At 57.9% G+C, this 21,546-nt stretch carries 10 protein-coding genes; 7 read left to right on the forward strand and 3 right to left on the reverse strand.

Annotated elements, in window-relative coordinates:
• Positions 1-9: 9 nt before the first annotated feature.
• The 3 genes from MJA45_RS07510 to MJA45_RS07520 all read right to left on the reverse strand — a co-directional run bounded on the left by MJA45_RS07510 (position 10) and on the right by MJA45_RS07520 (position 8,625).
• A complete protein-coding gene (locus MJA45_RS07510; RefSeq protein ID WP_315606649.1) occupies positions 10-3,624 on the reverse strand; it encodes a response regulator in 3,615 nt (1,204 codons plus the stop codon).
• Between the two features lie 104 nt (positions 3,625-3,728).
• A complete protein-coding gene (locus tag MJA45_RS07515; protein ID WP_315606650.1) occupies positions 3,729-6,137 on the reverse strand; it encodes a putative bifunctional diguanylate cyclase/phosphodiesterase in 2,409 nt (802 codons plus the stop codon).
• A gap of 172 nt (positions 6,138-6,309) precedes the next feature.
• Positions 6,310-8,625, reverse strand: a complete 2,316-nt coding sequence (locus MJA45_RS07520) for an AraC family transcriptional regulator (RefSeq protein WP_315606651.1) — start codon at positions 8,623-8,625, stop codon at positions 6,310-6,312.
• Positions 8,626-8,705: 80 nt separating this feature from the next.
• Between MJA45_RS07520 and MJA45_RS07525 the strand changes: the two genes are divergently transcribed.
• The 7 genes from MJA45_RS07525 to MJA45_RS07555 all read left to right on the forward strand — a co-directional run bounded on the left by MJA45_RS07525 (position 8,706) and on the right by MJA45_RS07555 (position 21,389).
• Positions 8,706-10,274, forward strand: a complete 1,569-nt coding sequence (locus MJA45_RS07525) for an extracellular solute-binding protein (RefSeq protein WP_315606652.1) — start codon at positions 8,706-8,708, stop codon at positions 10,272-10,274.
• A 196-nt stretch (positions 10,275-10,470) separates the two neighbouring features.
• A complete protein-coding gene (locus MJA45_RS07530; RefSeq protein WP_315606653.1) occupies positions 10,471-11,997 on the forward strand; it encodes an extracellular solute-binding protein in 1,527 nt (508 codons plus the stop codon).
• A 69-nt stretch (positions 11,998-12,066) separates the two neighbouring features.
• Positions 12,067-13,020 (forward strand): ABC transporter permease, encoded by a 954-nt coding sequence (locus tag MJA45_RS07535; RefSeq protein ID WP_315606654.1) that lies wholly within the window; start codon positions 12,067-12,069, stop codon positions 13,018-13,020.
• 1 nt (position 13,021) lies between these two features.
• Positions 13,022-13,894 carry a carbohydrate ABC transporter permease gene (locus MJA45_RS07540; RefSeq protein WP_315606655.1) on the forward strand — a complete coding sequence of 291 codons (873 nt, stop codon included), beginning with the start codon at positions 13,022-13,024 and terminating at the stop codon, positions 13,892-13,894.
• Between the two features lie 264 nt (positions 13,895-14,158).
• Positions 14,159-15,139, forward strand: a complete 981-nt coding sequence (locus MJA45_RS07545) for a phosphotransferase (RefSeq protein WP_315606656.1) — start codon at positions 14,159-14,161, stop codon at positions 15,137-15,139.
• Between the two features lie 12 nt (positions 15,140-15,151).
• Positions 15,152-16,054, forward strand: a complete 903-nt coding sequence (locus MJA45_RS07550) for a phosphotransferase (protein ID WP_315606657.1) — start codon at positions 15,152-15,154, stop codon at positions 16,052-16,054.
• A 208-nt stretch (positions 16,055-16,262) separates the two neighbouring features.
• Positions 16,263-21,389, forward strand: a complete 5,127-nt coding sequence (locus MJA45_RS07555; RefSeq protein WP_315606658.1) for a WIAG-tail domain — start codon at positions 16,263-16,265, stop codon at positions 21,387-21,389.
• The last annotated feature ends 157 nt before the right edge of the window (positions 21,390-21,546 follow it).

Genomic DNA, 21,546 nt, shown 5'->3' on the forward strand with positions numbered 1-21,546 from the left:
TTCTTGAGGCTACTTGATCAGCCATGCCTTCAGCATGGTGACCAGCTGCGTGGTGTTAATCGGCTTAGGAATATAATCGGAGGCGCCGGCCTGAAGGCACTTGACCCGGTCTTCCTCCATCGCACGTGCGGTGAGGGCGATGATCACGACATTCTCGTATTCCGGGCGGCGGCGGATTTCGCGCATCGTTTCGTAGCCATCCATTTCGGGCATCATGATGTCCATGAAGATGAGCTCGATCTCTTTCTCCTCATCCAGAATGGACAGCGCTTCTCGTCCGTTCTGGGCGAAGCGAATTTCCATGTTATACCCTTCGAGCACACTCGACAGGGCAAAGATGTTGCGCATGTCGTCATCGACAAGCAGAATGCGTCTTCCTTCGAACGCCGATTCCGGGTTATGGAGCTTCTCGATCAGGCGCTGTTTATCGGGAGGCAAATCCGCCGTCCTCCGGTGCAGGTACAAGGCGGTCTCGTCATAGAGCCTTTCCATGGACCTCACATTCTTGATGACGATGCTTTCCGCGTAATGCTTCAGACGCTGCTCGTCGTGCTTGCTCAGCTCCTTGCCGGTATAAATGATCACGGGCAGGGTCTGCAGCTTGCGGTTGGTTTTGATTTGCTCGAGCAGATCGAAGCCGGGCAGGTCCGACAGGCCAAGATCGAGCACCATGCAGTCAAAATGCTGGACGGTCAGCTGCTCGAGCGCTTCCCGGCCGGTGGCGACGGCGGTGATGCGCACGTCGGGATGGGCGATGAAGGCCACCAGGCTCTTGCGGAGATCCGGATGGTCCTCGACAATGAGCAGGTTTTTGGTCTGGCGGCGGATATAGCTTTCAATCTGCAGGAAGGCGGCTTCCAGCTCCTCGTGATCGCTCGGCTTTTTCCAGAAGGAGAGGGCCCCGAGGGAAAGGGTGTGGGGATCCGTCTCTTCAGTGGAAATGACGTGAACCGGGATATGCCGGAGCTCCGGACGGCTCTTCAGCCGGCTGATGATGGCCCATCCGTCCAGCACGGGAAGATCGGTATCGAGCAGGATGGCGTCGGGCTTGTAGGCATGGGCCAGAGCGAGGCCCTGGTCGCCCTGGAAGGCGACGATCGCTTTGAAGCCGCGGCGACGCGCGAGTTCAAGAAGGATGGAGGCGAAGTCCTTTTCGTCTTCTATGATGAGCAGAACCGTATCCTCCGGCTGGAGGTCGGCACGGTCGTCCTCCATTTCCGAGAACTGAAGCAGCTTAGGGTTGGAAATGGAGATGTCCGGTATAAACGATTCCATAAAGGAAGCTTTGTCCTTGGATGCATGCTCGGCCGCCGCGGCGATAGACAAGGACTCGGTTTCGGCCTGCTCGGCGGCTTCCACGGGGACGGCGGGGAGAACGAGGGAGAAGACGCTCCCGCCGCCTTCCTCGGAGTAAACCTCGATCCGTCCCCCGAGCAGACCGGCCAGCTCCCGGCTGATCGTAAGCCCAAGCCCGGTTCCTCCGTATTTGCGGCTTGTCGTGCCGTCCGCCTGCTGAAAGGCTTCAAAGATCGCTTCCAGCTTGTCGGACGGGATCCCGATCCCGGTGTCGGTGACCGCGAAGACAATGTCGCCGGCCGCGGCCGGCTGCCGGAGCCGGGTTGCCTTGTTTCCGCGCAGGATCTCCAGCGAGACAGAGCCTGTCTCCGTAAATTTCAGGGCGTTCGCGATCAGGTTGCGGAGAACCTGGCGCAGGCGGTGGCCGTCGGTGATGATGCTTTCGGGCAGGGTGCGGTCCATGCGGACATCGAACGTCAGGCTTCTCTTCTGCGCCTGGTGCTCAAAGCTGCGGTACAGGGAATCGGCCAGCTCGTGAAGCTCCGTCGGTTCCAGGACAGGGAGCATTTTGCCGGTTTCCAGCTTGGCCAAATCCAGAATTTCGTCGATAAGCTGAAGCAGATCCTTCCCCGCGGAGAAGATGGTATGAACGTACTCCAGCTGCTTCGCCTGGAGATTCCCCTCCTTATTCTCCGCCAGAATCTGGGAGAGAATAAGCAAGCTGTTAAGCGGCGTTCTCAGCTCATGCGAAACATTGGCCAGGAACTCCGACTTATGCTGGGCGGCCAGGTAGATTTCATCCGCCTGGGCTTTGATTTCGAGCTTCTGCCGCTCGGTAATTTCCATCTGGCGGAGCAGATTCTCGTTGGTGTCCGCGAGCTCCTCCGTTTGAACCTGAAGCTCGTCCGCCTGGGATTGAAGCTCCTCGGCCTGCGCCAGCACCTCGTCCGCCTGCGCCGCGATTTCTTCTTTCTGGCGTTCCGTGAGGGCGATTTGCTCCTTCAGCTGCTCATTGGAGGCCAAGATTTCATCCGCCTGCTCCTTCAGCTCCCGAGCCTGCCGCTCGATCTCTTCCTTCTGCTTCGCCGTCCGTTCGAATTCGGCGGCGAGCTGTTCGTTGGAAAGGCGCAAACTATCGGCTTGGGTCTTCAGCTCCAAAGCCTGCCGCTCAATCTCTTCCTTCTGCCGGACCGCCATCTCCATGGAGACGCGAAGCTCCTCGGCCTGCGTCTGGAGTTCCTCCGCTTGGGCGTGCACTTCCTCGTTCTGCTGCTGAAGCTCTTCTTTTTGACGGGCGGTCAATTCCATCTCACGTTTAAGACGCCCATTGGAGGACGCGAGTTCTTGGGCTTGCTCCTGCAGCTCCTCTGTCTGGGCGTGCAGCTCCTCCGTCTGGGCATGCAGCTCGTCGGTCTGGGCCAGCAGCTCTTCGGTTTGGGCTTCGAGCTCTTCCTTCTGGTTCTGCGTCTCTCTTAACAGCTCATCGATGCGGGCCACGTCGGCCAGCGTATGGAGCAGGACGCCGAGGTTGCGGCTGACCCGGTCAATAAGCTGCCGTTCTTTATCCGGATAGGGAAGGAAAGAAGCCAGCTCCAATACCGCCACCAGTTCCTCTTCATAGAGAACAGGGATGATGGTCAGGCTCGCAGGAGAGGCTTCCCCGAGAGCGGAGGATACTTTGATGTATCCCTCGGGCAAATGATGCCGTTCCAGAATCTCCTTCTCCAGGGCGCATTGGCCGACAAGGCCGCTGCCCATGGGGATCGGTTCCAAGGAACGGGTCGGCTCCCCGCAGGCATACCCCGCAGCAAAATGAAGAACCTGCCCGCTGCGGACATAGAGGACGCCATAGCTTGCCTGTACGGCGGCGGCCAGTTTATTCAGGAAAATGGCGGAAGCGGCTTCCACCTTAACGGATCCCTGAAGCAGAATGGCCATTTCCGAAACCTGCTGGTTGATCCAGGCTTGTTCTTCGGCCTCCAGTCGAAGCTTATGCTCCTGCCCGGAGCGTGCGCGGAATTGCGCCGACAACGAATGAAAGGCGAGCACCAGCTCGTCCCATTCATCCTGTATACGTATAGGCCGGGTATCGGTGGGGGTTCCTTCCTTCATCCCCTCGGCTATGGCCGTTAAATGCGCCAGCCGGGTCTGCATCCGGAGGGCTGTCCGGTAAGAAGCGAGGCACGCGGCGGCCATCCCGGTGAAGGCCAATCCGAGGGAACAAGCGAGGGCGGGTCCCTTTAGTAAGAATAAAGACAGGACGGAATACAGCAGAGCCATAACAATCGTGACGGCCGCATTCCGCCAAATTCGGTTTTTTATGTTCATCGGTTCACCCTTGTCTCAAAAATTCGTCCAATACCTTATTATAGCGGGGAACCCTCGGTGTGAACAGCTGGACCGACAAGACTTGGGGACAGGGGAGGCGGAAGCTAAAGGCAGCTCGATTGAAAGCCGGCGGACGGCGGTACCGCTTGCTGCTCCAGAAGCTGCCGGAATTCGGCTGCGGGAACGGGAGGACTGTAGCAGTAGCCCTGTACCTGAACACAGCCCAGCGACGCGAGCAGCTCCGCCTGCTCCAGCGTCTCGACGCCTTCTGCGATAACCTGAAGCGACAGCAGCCGGGCCATGCTGATGATCGTTTCCACGATCGCCCGGCTTCCTGTCTCCAGCTGGCGAACGAAGGATTGGTCGATCTTCAAGATGTCGATCGGCAGCTTGGTCAAGTAGCTTAAGGAGCTGTAGCCCGTGCCAAAGTCGTCCATGCTGATGGAAAGACCGAGCAGTTTGAACTGATGCAGCCTTAGGATCGAACGCTCCTCGTTATGCATCATCATGCTTTCGGTGACCTCCAGCTCGAGATAGCGGGCCTCGAGCCCGCTTTTGCCCAGAGCTTCCGTAACGGTGGTAATAATGGTGCTTTGCGACAGATGGGAGGGAGACAGGTTGACGGAGATCGGAATAGCGGGAAGCCCTTCCTCCTGCCACCGCTTGTTCTGGCGGCAGGCCTCCTCCATTATCCAACGCTCCAGCTCGACGATTACCCCGGTCTCCTCGGCTACCGGAATGAAGCGGGCGGGAGAAACAAGCCCAAGCCGGGGATGACGCCAGCGCAGCAGCGCTTCGCCTCCTATTACCGCGGAGGTGCTGTGATCGACCTTCGGCTGGTAGTAGGCTTCGATTTCCCCGCGCTCCAAGGCCCTTCTCAAGTCGTTTTCCAGCAAAATGTCCGCGAGATCGGCGGCTTTCATCGTGTTCTCATAGAAATGGAAGTGCTGGGCCCCGTTCCGCTTGGATTCGTACATGGCGAGGTCCGCCTTCTTCATGAGCTCGTCGGGCTCCGTTCCGTCCTTTGGAAAAAACGCAACCCCGAGGCTGGCCGACAAGATAACCTCCTGCCCCATGACGAGGAGAGGCTGTCCGAACAACCCCACAATCTTCCTTAATAGAGGCTGAAGAAGCATCTTGTCCGCCGTACCGTCCGCCAGAATGACGAACTCGTCCCCGCCGAGCCGGGCCAGAATGCTGCTCTTGGGGAGAAGCTGCCGCAGCTTGGAGGCGGCATCCGTAATCAGCTGGTCGCCGAAGCTGTGGCCGAAGAGGTCGTTGACCTTTTTGAACCGGTCGAGGTCGACATAGATCACGGCGAAGCCGGTCAGCGCTTCGGCGGCGCGGGCGGCCAATTCATTCATAAAATAACGGCGGTTCGGCAGCCCGGTCAGCTCGTCGTGGTAGGCGAGATGGTGAATGCGGTTCTGGTAGGCTTTGGCATCCTCGATGTCTTTGACCACCGCGTACACACCGGCTACCTTGTTATCCATAATGATCGGAATGGTCGTCACCCGGACGGAGAACGCCGTCCCTGATTTTTTCCGCAGCCAGGTTTCGTACGTGTCGTCCTGCAGCAGCGTCGCCGCGTGAACGTCCTCCGGAAGCGTTAAGCAGACGCCCGGGAGAAGCGCGGAGAGGGACTGTCCGACGAGCTCGGCTTCCTCGTATCCCGACATCCCTGCCGAAGAAGTGTTGGCTTGAAGAATGAGGCCTTCCCGGTTCAAGGCGAGGACTCCGTCCGGGTTGTGGCGGAACAGGGAATGATAATACCGCTCCGTTTCTTCGCGTTTCTCGATTTCCCGCAGCCGGACCTTCTCGCCGTATGTGTCGGGAACGAGCAGCAGAGCCACCCAGCAGGCCGCCTGAAGGGAGAAGGGGATCAGGGAGAAGTTGAAATTCAAGGGAAGGTCCGCCGCCTGCGGATCGATCATCGATATGGTGATGAGCAGCGGATTGATGGTGAGGGCCACCCCGATAAAGAAAGCCCCCGCGTACAGCCAATTCCGGTATCTCGGCTCGGACGATTCCCGGCTCAGCAGAATAAGAAGCCTCAAGGCGGAGAAGGAGATGCCGAGCGACAAGCTGATCGTCAGCACAAAAGCGGAAAGATTAAGGGAAAGCTGGCTTTCCCTGTCGAAGATAAGCAAGTGATACAGAATTTCAAAGGCAACGAAATATACCGCAGCCAAGCTGCCTTTGCGCAGGAACAGGCCGGTGTGGAACGTTTGGATGGTAAACAGGCGGCGGATATATTTCTTGGTTCCGTATGCCTCTGTCACGGCCAGAAGGATCAGAAAGAGGTGTTTCCACGGTGGGAGGGAGGAGTTTACACCCAAAGCAAACAGAAAGTGATAGCTCCAGAAGGAAAACGTAAGAAAGAACAGCAGAAGGAGATTATGGAAGCGGTCGTCCAATTTGCCGGTCTTGTGCAGATAACGGACATACATAGGCGCGATAAGGGCTCCGAAGACGGAGTTGAAATAGGCTGTGATGAAGAAATTCCAGTTCATGTCCACCCTCTTTTCCGAGCCGGCCAGTGAAAGAGTCTTATAAGGGGCCGCAGCTGGGTCCTTTTTTACCGGTCTGGGACTATTGTACTATGAGGGGCGGCTGGAATCTATCGAAAATTTTGAAGAAGCTGGAAGTTCGGACACCAGCTTCCTTGCCCGGACGGAGGGAAGCCTAATCCGCTCTCCCGTATTTCTCCCGGTACTGGCCGGGGGTCATGTCCTCCTGTTTGCGGAAGGAACGGATGAAGTTCTGGGAGTTGAGGTACTGGAGCCGCTCCGCGATTTCCTTGATGGTCATGTCCGTTTCCTTCAGCCATTTCTTGGCCATGTGGAGCCGGTAGGAAAGAAGGTATTCGCTGAACGTCTGGTTGGTTTCCTTGCGGAAGACCCCGCTCAAATAATTGGCGTTGTAATGAAGCTCCGCCGCACACGACTCGATGGTCAAATTCGTATCATAATGGTTGACGATCCTGTCGATGACCTGCTCGGAGATGTTGCGGTACTGCGAGTTCCGGCGTTCCCGGAAGATAGCAATAAGGGGAAGCAGCAGGCGTTTCCGGAACCAGGCCTCCATCTCGTCGGCGAGCTGAATGCGGTTAAGCTCCTCATAGAGCGAGCTGCCGCCGGTATCCAGCTGGTGCAGGGAAATGCCGGATTCCTGCATGACTCCGAGCAGCTTGTTGAGCAGGCGGTTGACCGACACCTGGTATTCCTGCAAGGTGAGCTCGTGCCGGAAAACCGCCTGCATGAACCGGCTGAGGAGGACAAGGGCGGGTTCTTCCTCCGCCAGCGTAATCGCGTCCACGAGCTCGCTCTCCAAGCCGCTTGGGTAGTCGATGGCGAGCCGGTGGCGTCCGCTGTTGACGTCCGCATACTGGATGATGACGCTGCTGCCGAGCTGAATGCGCTGCTTGAGCGCCTCGTGTCCTTCCCGGTAGGCGATGGAAGCGGCCCGTACCTCCTCGAACGGAAGACTGAGGCCGATGCTGATCCCGAGTTTCAGCACCTCGCGCACCTTTTGCTGAATGGATTCGGTCGTCCGGTACAAATAGTCGGCGAAGGCTTCCTTGTCCGGCTCCGCCGTTCCGATGAGGGTCACCTGCGTCTGCTCGATGAAGATAGGCGGGAACCGGGTTTCCGGAGGAATGAGCTCCTCGATCATATTGTTGATCGCAAAGAGCAGCAGATCGGAATCCTCTTTGCCGTAATGGGTCTTCTCCAGCGAATCGATCTGAAGCGTCAGCACGGCCATGTACGTCCAGCTTCCGGCTTTCTCGCCGAGACCGAACAGCTCCAGCTTCTCGGTCAGGTCGCTTCGTCTTACCGAGCCTTGGTAAAGGCGGAGCAGGAAGAAGGTCCGGGCCTGCTGCAGATGGTGCTGCACCTCATGCTCCAGTGCCGAATTGGATTGATACAGCGCCTGCATGCGGTCTCCGATGATTTCGAATTCGTTCGCTTTCCTGCCGTTCTCCTTGCCCGGAAGCCTTTCGGCGAGCTGGTTCATCAACCGGCCGATGGGAGAATACATGCGCCTCGATCCGATCAGCGTGACGCCGACAAAGGCCAGGATGATGAGGACGCAGACCAGAATCGTATAGTTGGCGATTTTCTTAGTGTCCATCAGCAGGCGGTCCAGGGAGATCACGGACACATAAATCCAGCCGTTAAAATCGCTTTTCAAATAAGTCGCGGTATAACGTTCCCCGTTCCGGCTTGTCTCGAATTGTCCCGAGGCATGGGAGAGGACGCTCATGTCGGGAAGGAAGCCCGTATCCGCCGCATAGTGGCCGATCAGGGCCGGATTGGAATGATACTGCAGCTGCCCCCGCTCGTCCAGGATCATGACGGTTTCCGACGGCTGCGGGGTATAGTGGAGAATATCCGCGATTCCGCACGCCGACAGGTTGGCATAGGCGAGCCCGTCCTTCTCCAGCGCCTTCACGGGGAGCTTCTTGATCAGGCTGATCGTGTAGGGACAAGAGATGGCGTTGGCTTTCTCTTCGCTGTAGAACCACACTGTGGGATTCAGCATCCAGGTAGTCTCCCGGGGCATGAGCCTCTCCCCGTAAATCTGGGCATGGTGGAGATATTCGTCGAACCGGTAATAGCCGGAATTTTTGATCATCCAATTCTTCTGAAAGTTGACGATCACGACATCGTCGAGCTTCGTATAGAAGGACTGGGTGCTGCTGATTTCCTTGCGGAGGCTGTTGTACATCTCAAAATGGTCCGGAGCGTAGGGCTCGTTTAAGGCTTTGGCCATCGTATTCGAATTGATCAGCTGATTGAGGGCGTGGTTGATCGTCAGCAGGGTCTCCTCCACCTTGGAATTCATCTGGCCGAGCAGCTGGGCCTGGCTCCGGTTCACTTGTTTCTGAAACTCCTTGGCCGATTGCTGGTAAGAAATGAACCCGAGGAAGAGGACGGGCAGTGTGCAGAGGATACAGCCGAACACGATCATTTTGGTAAAGAAGCTGATAGGACGCATCCGTGTCCCCTTTCCCGTTGAGATATCGCTTACATTGTAACAAGAGTAAGGGGTTGGGGCAACGCGGAACTTGAGGTATAATGCGTAATATCAAACGGCCAATGGAGAAGGAGGCGGGGGATGGCATGAGGGCAGGAGCGGCTCTGGGTGCAGCGGGAAAGGTGGCGATCGGGCTTCTTGCCTTGGCTTTGAGCGGCTGCACCGGGGAAGAACGAACCCATCCCGAGCGGACGGATGCCTTACCCATCAGCCTGATGGTAACGCTGCATCAACCAAGCGAGCCTTCTCGTGAGATGCTCGATATCTTCAACCGGATGATCGGAGCGGAGCTGCAGATCGATTGGGTGCCGAGCGACATTTACCGGGAGAAGCTGCTCAATGCGGTGGAGACGAATACGCTGAAGAAGGTGACCGGGGTCAACGAATCCGATTATTATCTTCTCAAAAATGCCATTCGCTCCGAAATGTTCTGGGAAATCGGCCCGTTCCTGGACGCTTACCCCAATCTCAGCAAGCTGGACCCGAAGGTGCTCCGGCAGACGGCGGTAGACGGGAAGCTCTACGGATTGTATTCGGAGAGGTGGCCTTCCCGGCAGGGCCTCATCATCCGAAAGGACTGGATGGATAAGCTTGGGCTCCGCCCTCCCGAGACGACGGACGAGCTGTATACGCTGCTGAGCCGGTTTACGAAGGACGATCCGGACGGCAACGGCAAGGCGGACACCTATGGGCTTACGGACCGGAACGACCTGATCTATGGGGCGTTCAAAACCTTCTCCTCGTACTTCGGGACCCCCAACAACTGGACCTTGTCCAATGGACGGCCGCAGCCGGATTTCATGACGGGGGCTTACCTCGATACGATGGATTACATGAAGAAGCTGTACGACGAGGGCTTGATCAACCGGGATTTTGCCGTGACGAGCAAGCAGATTCAGCGGTACCGTTTCCTGACGGGCCAATCGGGGGTCATGGTTGGGGCCATGGATGACGCTCCCCGGCTGCAGGACGAGCTGAAGCGCATCCAGCCCAACGCCGAGCTCGCGCTCGTCAACCGCATCGAAGGGCCCCAAGGCTTCGGCATCTGGTCCATTCCGGATTACAGCGGCATCTTCCTCTTCTCCAAGCGGGCCATCCCGACGGAGAGCGAGCTCAAGCGCATCCTGGCTGTCTATGACCGGATGCTGGAGCCCGGGCCGACCAATTTCCTCCGGTATGGCATTCAAGACAAGCATTACAAGGTCATCGAAGGCAAGGTCGCTCCCGAACCAGGCATGAACGAGGACCGGAACGCCAACGTGCTGCCGTTCTACTCCCTGATGATTCAGAACATCAGCAATCCCGGCTTGCTCCGGCTCAGCGATAAAGGACAGCAGCCGCTTGTCGTATTGGCCCAGAGGCTGACCGACGACAATGGAAAGCATCTGATCCGCGATCCGATGCTCGGGCTCTCTTCTCCTACGTATGATGCGAAAGGGACGGAATTATCGGACATCATCACGAATGCCACGTATCATTACATTCTCGGCCAGCTGGACCGCAAGGGCTTCGAGGAGCAAGTGAAGCTGTGGCGCCAGGCTGGCGGAGACAAGGTCATGGAAGAGCTGGCGCAGGCTCATGCGGCCAAGCCCGGGGAAGCCACTAAATAAAGCAAGCCGCCGATCTCGCGGATCGGCGGCTTTTTTCATGGCATCACAGGCATAATCATTACCTCAGATCGCTTAGAAAACCGCGGAACGGAGGGCTTTGCTGCCCTTCTGCTGAGGGAATGATTGTTTACGTCATCCACGCCGGGACGTAGGCTCAAAGGGTAAGGTTCACATTACCCAAAGGGGGAAACGAGCAATGGTATCAACCAACCGGCTGGTTAAATGGACAAGTACGGCAAGTGCCATCGTCTTGGCCGCTTCGGCCTTGGCAGGCTGCGGGAGCAAGGAAACAGGCGGCGCCTCCGGATCGGGCACAAGCCCCAATCCATCGGATAATGCGCCCCTCAAGATCACCATGATGGCCGATCTTCATACGCCCGAGGTGCCTTCCGACGAAGTGCTTAAAGCTCTGGAAGAGAAAACCAATGCGAAATTCACCGTTCAATGGGTGCCGGACGGCAACTACGACGAGAAGTTCCAGGCGGCGCTCGCCACCGGATCGCTTCCGCAGGTGGCGTGGCTGAAGAACGCCGCTTCCGTGGCGCTTGTGCGCAGTGCTATCGAAAGCGGCCAATTCTGGGAAGTCGGCCCGTATTTGAAGGATTACAAAAATTTGAGCAAGCTGAACGGGAACACGCTCAACAATACCAAGATCAACGGCAAAATCTACTCGCTCTACCAGGAGAGGGATTTGGCCCGCTCCGGGGTGATTTACCGGAAGGATTGGGCAGATAAGCTCGGCATCGCCGAGCCGAAGACAACCGACGACCTCTATACCATGCTGAAGAAATTCAAGGAGGCGGATCTGGGCGGAGGCGGAAACACCATCGGGCTCGCCGACAGGAACGATCTCGTCTACGGTTCCTTCAAGGCGCTGAGCTCCTGGTTCGGAACCCCGAACAACTGGGGCGTGGAGAACGGCAAGCTCGTTCCCGACTTCATGACCAAAGGGTACCTGGACACGATGAAATTCCTCAAGAAGCTCTACAGCGAAGGGCTGATCAATAAGGACTTCCCGGTCACGAGCAAGGCGGACCAGCAGAACCTGATGTACACGGGCAAGGCCGGGGTCTACATCGGCAACATGCCGGACGTCAAGACCATGCAGGAGAAGACGGTGAAGAACGTGCCGGGGGCCCAATTTGACGTCACGAATACCATCAACGGCCCGGATGGGAAGCCGGGGCTTTGGTCGCTGCCGGGTTACGGCTCGCTGATGCTGTTCCCGAAATCGTCGGTGAAAACCGAGGCCGACCTGAAGAAGCTGCTGGCGGTGTTCGACAAGTTCTTTGACCCGGAGGTGGCCGACCTTCTCAAGTACGGAATCGAAGGCAAGCATTATACGAAGAAGGACGGGAAGGTGGTTCCGGACAGCGACGTCAAAAAGCTCGAAAAGGAAGCCACCCCGTACCTGGGAATGGCGCTGGCTGACACCACGAACATCACCCCCTCGTTCTATACGCTCCCGGTGATGGAGAAGGCTAATACGCTGGTCAAGGCCGCCGAGAAGTTCGCCATTGCCGATCCGGCCGCTCCGCTTGCTTCTAAGACGGCGATCGAGAAGGGCAACCGGCTGCAGGATATCATCAAGGACGGCACGTATCAGTTCATTCTGGGCAAGATCGATGAGAAGGGCTTCCAGGACGTCATCAAGAAGTGGCAGGACCAAGGTGGGGCCCAGATCATTTCGGAATACAACGCGGAGTATGCCAAGGGCAAATAAGGAGAAGGACGGAGAAAGGAAGGTCCCCGCCGGGCCTTCCCTTCCATCCGAGAGGAGGAGGAATGGGGAATGAAGACCGTGACGGCCGCCAACCGAATCGCCCAAGCCCCCCGTACCCGAAGTGCATGGAAGCGGAGGGTGGTGCGCAACCGGTATATGTATCTCATGATCCTGCCGGGTCTGATTTATTTTCTTGTCTTCAAATATTTGCCGATGTGGGGTCTGATCATCTCCTTTCAAGACTATGTTCCCTTCCAGGGAATTCTGCACAGTCCATGGGTCGGCTTCAAGCAGTTTAACCGGCTCTTTACGGACCCCGATTTCTGGGGGATCTTTCGCAATACGCTCAGTCTCTTTCTGTTAAATATCGTGTTCTATACTCCGGTTCCGATCGTGCTTGCCATCATGCTGAACGAAGTGGCCCATCCTTTCTTCAAGAGAATCGTCCAGACGATCGTCTATATCCCTCATTTTCTGTCGTGGGTGATCGTCGTATCGATCTCGTTCGTTATGCTTACCCTGGACGGGGGCATCGTCAATGAAATGCTGCGCTATTTCGGCTTCGGGGAAATCAATTTCCTGCTCGATTCGGCGTATTCCCGTCCTCTCTATATTCTGCAGACGATCTGGAGGGAAGCCGGCTGGGGAACCATCGTGTACCTCGCGGCGATCGCTTCCATCGATCCCGGGCTGTACGAGGCGGCCCGCATGGACGGCGCCGGTCGGTTCCGGCAAATTTGGCACATCACCTTTCCGGCCATCCGAAGCGTCGTAATCGTGCTGCTTATCCTCCGGATCGGAAGCGTCATGGACCACAGCTTCGAGCACGTTTTTCTGCTAATCAATTCCATGAACCGTCAAGTGATGGATATCTTTGACACGTATGTGTTTACGGCAGGCGTCCAGCAGGGGCAGTACAGCTATACGACGGCGGTCGGCTTCTTCAAATCTTTTATCGGGCTCGCGCTGGTCATGCTTTCCAACTGGCTGGCCCGCCGGTTCGGCGAGGAAGGGGTGTATTGAGATGGTAAAGGACAAAACAGCGGGCAGCCGGCTATTCGACATCTTCAACTATTTGCTGCTTCTGCTCGTCGCTCTTGTGGTCTTTCTTCCGATCATGCACGTAGTCATGAGCTCGTTCGCCACCGTAGAGGAAATGGCAAGGAAGCCGTTTATCCTCATTCCCGAAACTTTTACGCTCGTGGCCTACCGGTACGTGCTCTCCACGGGCGCGGTCTTCAAGGCGCTCGGGGTATCGGCCGGCATTACCATCGTCGGGACGGCGGTCAGCATGTTCACCACCTCCCTGATGGCGTACGGCTTGACGAGACGCGATCTGGACGGCCGCAAGGTCATCAACTTCCTGATCGTCTTCACGATGCTGTTCAGCGGAGGACTGATCCCGACCTTCCTAGTCGTCAAGGAGCTCGGCCTCATCAATTCTTATTGGGCGTTGATCATTCCTAACGCCGTCAGTGCCTTCAACCTGGTGATCATGCGGAGCTTCTTCATGAACCTGCCGGACGGGATCGAGGAATCGGCGCGGATTGACGGATGCAGCGATTTCGGAACCCTGTTCCGCATTGTTCTGCCTCTTTCCATGGCGGTGATTGCCACCATCTCGCTCTTCTACGCGGTTTATTTCTGGAACTCTTACCAGAGCGCGATCCTCTATATTAACGATGCGGAGAAATGGCCGCTGCAGGTGCTGCTCCGCCAGATTGTTCTCGTGGCGAGCGGGATCAGCGCGGATACGGCGAACGATTTCGTCCAGCCGCCGGAGCAGACCGTCAAGATGGCCGTTATCGTCATCGCGACCGTGCCCATTCTGCTGGTTTACCCGTTCCTGCAAAAATATTTTGCCAAAGGAGCCCTCGTCGGTTCTGTGAAAGGATAAAATGGAAGCGTAATCCAAATCAGTCCTCTATTCTTATGAACCCGTATTTCCGCTCCCAAGCGGAGGTCCGGGTTTTTGGCATGGATCGAAAGTCCCGGCAAGGCGGAAGCCTGTTTCGTTTCCCCGCCCTTCTCCTGCGAACGTAATTCCTTGGCGCTGTATACACTATTGGAAACCGATCCTTTTCACTGCCGAATGCCTTCTGTGGTCAGGGGATTCGGAATTGGATTCAGCATTCGCTCCGGGAAGGGAGGAGAAAGACGGATGTCCCATCTAAAGAAGCGGAAATCCGTTTTCAGAACAATCGAACGCGCCTATAGATGGAAAATTCATTCCCTCAAGGCCTACCGCTCCGCTTATCATGGACTGGCCGCTTACCGGGCGGAAACGGAACGGGGCGCTCTGATGATCAAGCCCTTCAAAGGCAGCCGCCGCCGAATCCGGCAGCTCGCCTCCTATTCCGCCCGCTTGGGCAAATTAGGATTCCGCGGCATGCCCCTGTGGAAAAGAACCGTGTCCGGAAAGCTCTGGGTAAGCGCGAAAGGGCGGATGTACTATGTAACGCCATGGGTTCACGGCAGCAAGCTGGACGGACGCCTATCCCACTTGAGGAAGCTTGGCCGGGTGCTGGCCCGGCTTCATACCTTGTCGCGGCGCCTGAATTTGCCGCCGGCCCCTAGATCCCTTCTTAAGGAGATCAGAAGGCAGCACACGTCCTTTGGCCGGAATATGCGGTTCGTCCGGAGCCAGGACCATTCGGCCGGCCGCTGGTTTCGGGAGAACGGCAGCCGCTGCCGGGAACTGGGTCTCCAAGCAATGGCTTGTCTGCAGAAGCAAAAGGTCAAGGCCCTGCTGAGAGGGGAGAGAAAGGCCCCGCCGCTCGTCCACCGGGACGTCACACGCCCCAATGTCATCGTGACAGGAGGAAAGGTCTCGATCATTGACTGGGACTCGATGGAAAGGGGCTCGAGCTACTACGATCTGGTCAAGACCCTCACCAATACCGCAGGCTTTCATCCCGGCCGGATGAAGGCCCTTCTGAAAGGGTACGAGGAGATTCGGCCTTTGAAGAAGACGGAACGCCGGCTGATCAGCGCCCTCTACCGGCTGCCTAGAGAGGCCTGGTATGTTTGTTCGCGCGCCAAAGCAGGCCAACCCGATGCTTCCATGCTGGCCATTCTGGATGCTACCTGGGAGGAGCGGCTGCTGGCGGTGCGATGGCTGGATTATTGGGCCGAAGGATAAGGAGGAAACGGCATGCCGCTGATGTCAGCGTTCCGGAGCGAATTCGGCTTCCGCATCAAGAAGAAGAGAAGGGTAAGGGACGTTTACCGGATCACCGGAACCGATGGAAAGGACTACTGCTACAAGCCATTTTCGTTTCCGGAGGAAGAGGTCGCCTTTCTTGCGCGCATCAATTTGTTTCTTACGGGCAAAGGGTACCGGTACACCCCGCGGCTTGCGGCCCCGGAAGGGGATAAGCTGTGGACGTGTCACCGGGGGAAATACTGGCTTCTGACCAATTGGGTAAAGGGAAGGCATCCGAATTACCGTAATCCCTCCCACTTCCGGAAAGGCTTGCGGACGCTGGCCAAGTTTCACAACCAAGCCGAGGGCTATGATGTCGAAGGGGCCCCAAGCAACCGGGTCCGTTACGACCAGATGCTCCGGCTGCCTGCCGAATACCGTAAGGAAATAACCACATATCCGGAGCTCAATGGCTTCCTCCGTTACTGCGAGAGGGGGGAGGAGCTGCTCGCCGACCCTGCAGTCGAACGTTTAATGGCCACGGAGCGGAAAGCGGGGGCGTTCGTTCATGGGGATTACAATTACCCCAATGTTGTATTGGACCGTTCCCGCCGGCTTCATCTCATCGATATGGAGAACGCCTCGCTGAACGTCCGCATAATGGATCTCGCCCATATTCTCCACCGCAACTGCCCGTGGAACGCAGATGGAATGATGACCGCCATAGCGGAGTATGACCGCAAAAGACCGCTCGGTCCTGACGAACGCTTTGTGCTTTATGCGCTCCTGGTTTTGCCGTACCCGCTGGTGCGGGCCATCCGGATGTACGATTGGCGGTATCCCCGCTATGTGGCCCTGCCGTCTTATAAACGCCAGGAGGCATTTGCCCAAGCTCTTCTCGGGATGCTGTAGTAGGCAGCCTTCGCTTTAGCGGCGAAGGTTTTTTGGTTTGGCCGGAGGCGGTGAGCCGGCGGACAAGCCCCCTCGCTCGAAGACGAGACAGAGGGCCGGGCAGGGAAACATTTGGGCTTTCAACTATTTTTGGCTGGGCCGGGACCCGGAACTGGGTGAATGCATATGTTACAAATGACTAGTTTTCTAGGCAGAAAGGGGCAAGCGCATGAAAAAACGCAATGGTTCCCCTGGCGGGTTGAAAAAGAACCGGAACCGGGGCACCTTATACGACGCCAACACGCTGGAATTGAATTGGATTGAGGAAAGAAAAGTGAAGCCAGCCAAGCCGGCCGCACCCGATAGACCCGTATCCAAAGAAGATCCGGTTTCACTGCATCGGATCGAGCTGTCTGAAAGGCCGGCCGCGCCCGAGCCTGACTTGGCCGAGGAGCCTAAGGTTGAGGCAAGCCGGGAAGAAGTCTTCCCTGCCGAACCGGAGGAATCGAAGGCTCCGGAGATTCTGGAGGAACGCCGGGCGGAGCTTGGTCCCGTGGCCGTCATCTTCACGGACGATATCGTGGATGCGGGCATCACGACGGAGAAGCTCGCGCCGTTCGCCGTAGACCGTTCCAAGATCAAGCCCGGAAGCATCGGTCCTAACGAGCTGGATGATTACTCCGTAGAGAAGGAGAAGCTGAAGGACGGAAGCGTGACGGGCAGCAAAATCGCCCCGGGCGCGGTGGAGGAAAGGCACATTGCCGATATTTCGTTTACCGGCGCCAAGCTGAAAGACCGGTCCATAACTGGAGACAAACTGGCCGATAACAGCATTACCTCGGAGAAGCTTGCCGACAAGACCATCGATTCCGTGAAAATCGCCGACGGCTCCATTCTGGCCCGCCATCTGCATCCGGACAGCATATCGAACGAGCTGATTCAGGACCAGGCGGTGAGCGGAGAGAAGATCAAGAGCGGGACGATCCAGTCCCTTCATCTTGGCCAGAATGCCGTAAATTCCGCGAAGCTGACGAATGGAGCGGTCACCTCGGACAAAATCCGCGACGGCGCTGTTACCGGAGAGAAGATCAAGCCGGGGAGCATCGGTCCGGCTCATCTGGAGGAAGAAGCCGTCCAAGGCGAGCATCTCGCGCGTAGAAGTGTAGGAGCCTCGCATTTAACGGGACGCAGCGTGATGCCGGAGCATCTGGCCGATGGAGCGGTCCACTCCCAGCATCTCTCTGCGGGAGCGGTCGGTGCCGAGCATCTGAAGAACGAATCCGTATCCGCCGCCGTTCTTCAGACCGGCTCCGTTACGACGGAGAAGCTGGCCTGGCATTCGGTTACCTCTATGCAGATAGCGGAAGAAGCCGTAGGCAGCGAGCATCTGGCCGAAGGAGGGGTAACCGGCTCCAAGCTGGCCGCGGGTAGCGTTCAAGCGCGCCATCTGGCCAAAGGCTCCGTCACCGCAGGGAAGCTGGCTGACGCTTCTGTCGAATCGGCTGCCCTCGCCCCGGACTCCGTTTCCTCTGAGCACCTGAAGAAAGCTTCGGTCACCGCGGAAAGCCTGTCGGCCAATTCGGTTCAGACGCGGCACCTGGCGGCGCAATCCATAGGCTTTGAGCAGCTTCAGGCCCGGTCGGTCGGACGGGAGAATTTGCGCGATGAAGCCGTGACGGCCGAGAAGCTCGCCCCCGGCTCCGTGACGGGAGAAAAGCTGGCGGAAGAGCTGATTGAAAGCCGGCATATTCTGCCGGAAACGATCCGGGGTTACCATCTGCCGGCCGAGATCATCAAAACCTTTCACTTGGACCGAGGGTCGGTGACGACGGATAAGCTGGCCGAAGGGGCCGTAGCCGGGAGCAAGATCAAGCCGCTCAACGTAGGCAGCCAGCAGCTGGCCGATGGGGCGGTAACCGGGCAGAAGCTCGGTCCTCAGAGCGTGGGAGCCGGGCATCTGTCTCCCGGAGCCGTAGGCTCTAAGCATCTGGCCTCCCAGGCCGTCGGTTCGGAGCAGCTTCAGGACCAGGCGGTCGGCACCCCTCAGCTGAAGGATTCCTCCGTGACGGCACAGAAGCTCGCTCCGGGAAGCGTCAAGAGCGATAAGCTTGACGTGGAGCTGATCACCGGCAAGCACCTCAAGCCGGGGGCTGTCCAAGGAAGGCATATCCAGCCGGGAGCCGTCATGGGTGTCCACATCGGAGTGGGAACCATTGCGCCCGAGCATTTATCCGAATCGTGCCTCGACCGGATGCAGCTGAAGAATGGTGAGGTGAAAACCGACCATCTGGCGATCGGCTCGGTAACGGCCGAGAAGCTGGCGGATCAGGCGGTCAGCGGGGCTCACCTTACGTCTGAGGCTGTCACCTCTCTGCACCTCACCCGCGAGTCCGTGGGGGAGAAGCATCTGGCCGATCAGGCCGTGACCGCCCGGAAGCTTCAAGATGGAGCCGTGACAACCGTTAAGCTGGCGGATGCCTCCATTACAGCCGAGAAGCTGGTCCCCGGTTCGGTGGAAGGGGCTCATCTGGTTCCGGGGGCCATCAGTGCCGTCCATCTTCAACCAGGGATTGTCGGCTCCGATCAGCTGGTCAAAGGCGCTATCACGCTGGAGCATTTGGAAGATCCGACCATCGAGGCCGCCCGGATCCGGGGGCTGATGATCGACAATTCCACCCTGGCGAACGGCTCCGTAACTTCCTCTAAGCTGGCGAACGGGTCAGTAGAGCACGCCCATATCGGCCCGCGGGCCGTCGGGAGCGAGCAGATTGCCCATGAAGTCATCGGCGAGGAGCATATTGAGAATGGGGCCGTGACGGCCGCCAAGCTGGCGAATGCCGCCGTCACCAGTGTTAAACTCGTAGACGCGTCCGTCAAGGAGCCCAAAATCGCCGACTCCGCCGTGACGGAAGCGAAGCTGGCCGACGGGTCCGTAACCGAAGGGAAGCTGGGAGACGGTGCCGTGACGTCCGTTAAGCTTCAGGACGGCGCCGTGGACAGCAGCAAGCTAGCCGATGGTTCGGTCACGAGCGGCAAGCTGGCCGATGGAGAGATCTCCTCGGAGAAGCTCGCGGACGAAGCCGTGACGGAGGAGAAACTTGGGGAAGCCTCCGTAACGGAGACGAAGCTGGCCGATGGGTCGGTGACCCGGAAGAAGCTGGCGGATGCGTCGGTAACGGCACCCGCCCTTGCTGACGGATCGGTCACCGATGCCAAGCTTGTGAACGGCTCCGTTCTGGAAAACAAACTCGCCGACAGCTCGGTAACGGCAGGAAAACTTGCCGATGGAGCCGTCATTGCCTCCAAGCTGGCGGAGGAATGCATTGATTCTTCCAAGCTGGCGGAAGGCTCCGTGACCGAAGAGAAGCTGGCCGAAGCTTCGGTCACCACGGAGAAGCTGGCGGATGCGTCGGTAACGGCCATCAAGCTGGCCGATGACTCGATCACCGGCGTAAAGCTGGTTGATGCGTCGGTAGAAGCCTCCAAGCTGGCCGACAGCGCGGTAACCAGCGGGAAAATAGCGGATGGGTCCGTTACCGAGGATAAGCTTGCCGACGGGCAGGTGTCGGAAGCAAAGCTGGCGGATTTCTCCGTGACCACCAATAAGCTTGACAACGGCTCTGTCACTTCACCTAAGCTGGCGGATCTCTCCATCAACACGGATAAGCTGGCTGCGGTTTCCGTTACCTCGGAGAAGCTCGCCGACGAGGCCGTTCAGGCCGCTAAGCTGGCAAGTGCCTCGGTGGGAACCGATAAGCTTCAAGATATGGCCGTGACGGCCGACAAGCTGGCGGATAACTCCGTGACGGGCGATAAGATTGGAAAGCGTTCCGTTGACACGTCCAAACTGGCCGATCAGTCTGTCACTGTTAGTAAGCTGGCCGATGGCTCAGTTATAGCCTCCAAACTGGCGGACGGCTCGGTGACCGAAGCGAAGCTCGAGGATCAGTCCGTGACGGCCTCGAAGCTGGCTTTCGGCTCCGTCACGGAATCCGCTATATCCGACGATTCCGTGACGGCTTCCAAGCTGGCGGATGGCTCGGTTTCCGAAGCCAAGCTGGTTGACGGGGCCGTAACGGAAGAAAAGCTTGCGTATCAGTCCGTTTCTGAGACGAAGCTGACGGATGCCTCCGTGACCACAATCAAGCTGGCCGATGGCTCGGTTATAGCCTCCAAACTGGCGGACGGATCGGTAACCGAAGCGAAGCTCGAGGATCAGTCCGTGACGGCCTCGAAGCTGGCTTTAGGCTCCGTAACGGAATCCGCTATATCCGACGATTCCGTGACGGCTTCCAAGCTGACGGATGGCTCGGTTTCCGAAGCCAAGCTGGTTGACGGGGCCGTAACGGAAGAAAAGCTTGCGTATCAGTCCGTTTCCGAGACGAAGCTGACGGATGCCGCCGTGACCACAATTAAGCTGGCCGATGGCTCAGTTATAGCCTCCAAGCTGGCGGACGGATCGGTAACCGAAGCGAAGCTCGAGGATCAGTCCGTGACGGCCACGAAGCTGGCATGGGGTTCCGTTACGGAAGCTGCTCTGGCTGAGGCCTCAGTGACCGCCTCGAAGCTGGCCGACCAGTCGGTAACCGAAGAGAAGCTTGCCGATGCGTTGATCAGCGAATCCAAGCTGGCAGACGGATCGGTCACCGAAGCGAAGCTGGCGGAAAAGTCCGTAACGGCCGCGAAGCTGGCATCGGGTTCTGTAACGGAAGCCGCTCTGGCAAAGGCTTCGGTGACGGCCGCGAAGCTGGCATCGGGCTCCGTAATGGAAGCCGCTCTGGCGAAGGCTTCGGTAACGGCCACGAAGCTGGCATCGGGTTCCGTTACGGAAGCTGCTCTGGCTGAGGCCTCGGTGACCGCCACGAAGCTGGCCCCTGGATCGGTGACCGAAGCCGCATTGTCCGACGCTTCGATTACGGCCGCGAAGCTGGCCGACTCTGCGGTCGGCTCCCGCCAGCTGGCGCCGGGCTCGATCCAGGCGCATCATCTGGCCCCCGAGCTTCTGGTTCGGCCGCAGGCAGAGCCTGCAGCGCGGCCGTCGAAAGCCTCGGCTAAAGCTCTAGCCGCCGCGGTAAGGACCATCGATGCACAGGCGGGCAGCCTGCAGCAGTTCGGCGTTCAGCCGTTCCGTTTTCTGGCACAGGACGAGAGGATCGAAATCGCTATTCCGTTCGGAAAGGCTTATCCCGATGCGGAGTATGCCATTACAGCGATGACGAGCCACCCTTCCTGCTATGCCGTCCTCAAAGCCCGCGAGCCGGAGAGAGCGATCATTGAAGTCATCCGCGCCCGGTTTAGTCCGGATTTTGAAGCCATCCTGACCTGGATCTCCATCGGGGTGTCCCCCGGCAAATAACCATCAGGCGGGATTGCCCGACTCCTTCTCCCTCCTCCCTTTGTAAGGAATACAATTGGTTTCGCATTCCATCCCATCCTAAGGAAACGACGCCTGCCCAAGCAGGCGTTTTTCCCGTTTTTCCATTCTAGCCCGGATGACCTGTACGAATGCCGTT

It is taken from the genome of Paenibacillus aurantius, assembly GCF_032268605.1.
Lineage (GTDB): Bacteria > Bacillota > Bacilli > Paenibacillales > NBRC-103111 > Paenibacillus_AO > Paenibacillus_AO aurantius.

Excerpts from the sequence above, each read along its gene's own strand:
- MJA45_RS07510 (WP_315606649.1), bottom strand. The coding sequence starts at position 3,624 with ATGAACATAAAAAACCGAATTTGGCGGAATGCGGCCGTCACGATTGTT.
- MJA45_RS07515 (WP_315606650.1), bottom strand. The coding sequence starts at position 6,137 with ATGAACTGGAATTTCTTCATCACAGCCTATTTCAACTCCGTCTTCGGA.
- MJA45_RS07520 (WP_315606651.1), bottom strand. The coding sequence starts at position 8,625 with ATGCGTCCTATCAGCTTCTTTACCAAAATGATCGTGTTCGGCTGTATC.
- MJA45_RS07525 (WP_315606652.1), top strand. The coding sequence starts at position 8,706 with ATGCGTAATATCAAACGGCCAATGGAGAAGGAGGCGGGGGATGGCATG.
- MJA45_RS07530 (WP_315606653.1), top strand. The coding sequence starts at position 10,471 with ATGGTATCAACCAACCGGCTGGTTAAATGGACAAGTACGGCAAGTGCC.
- MJA45_RS07535 (WP_315606654.1), top strand. The coding sequence starts at position 12,067 with ATGAAGACCGTGACGGCCGCCAACCGAATCGCCCAAGCCCCCCGTACC.
- MJA45_RS07540 (WP_315606655.1), top strand. The coding sequence starts at position 13,022 with ATGGTAAAGGACAAAACAGCGGGCAGCCGGCTATTCGACATCTTCAAC.
- MJA45_RS07545 (WP_315606656.1), top strand. The coding sequence starts at position 14,159 with ATGTCCCATCTAAAGAAGCGGAAATCCGTTTTCAGAACAATCGAACGC.
- MJA45_RS07550 (WP_315606657.1), top strand. The coding sequence starts at position 15,152 with ATGCCGCTGATGTCAGCGTTCCGGAGCGAATTCGGCTTCCGCATCAAG.
- MJA45_RS07555 (WP_315606658.1), top strand. The coding sequence starts at position 16,263 with ATGAAAAAACGCAATGGTTCCCCTGGCGGGTTGAAAAAGAACCGGAAC.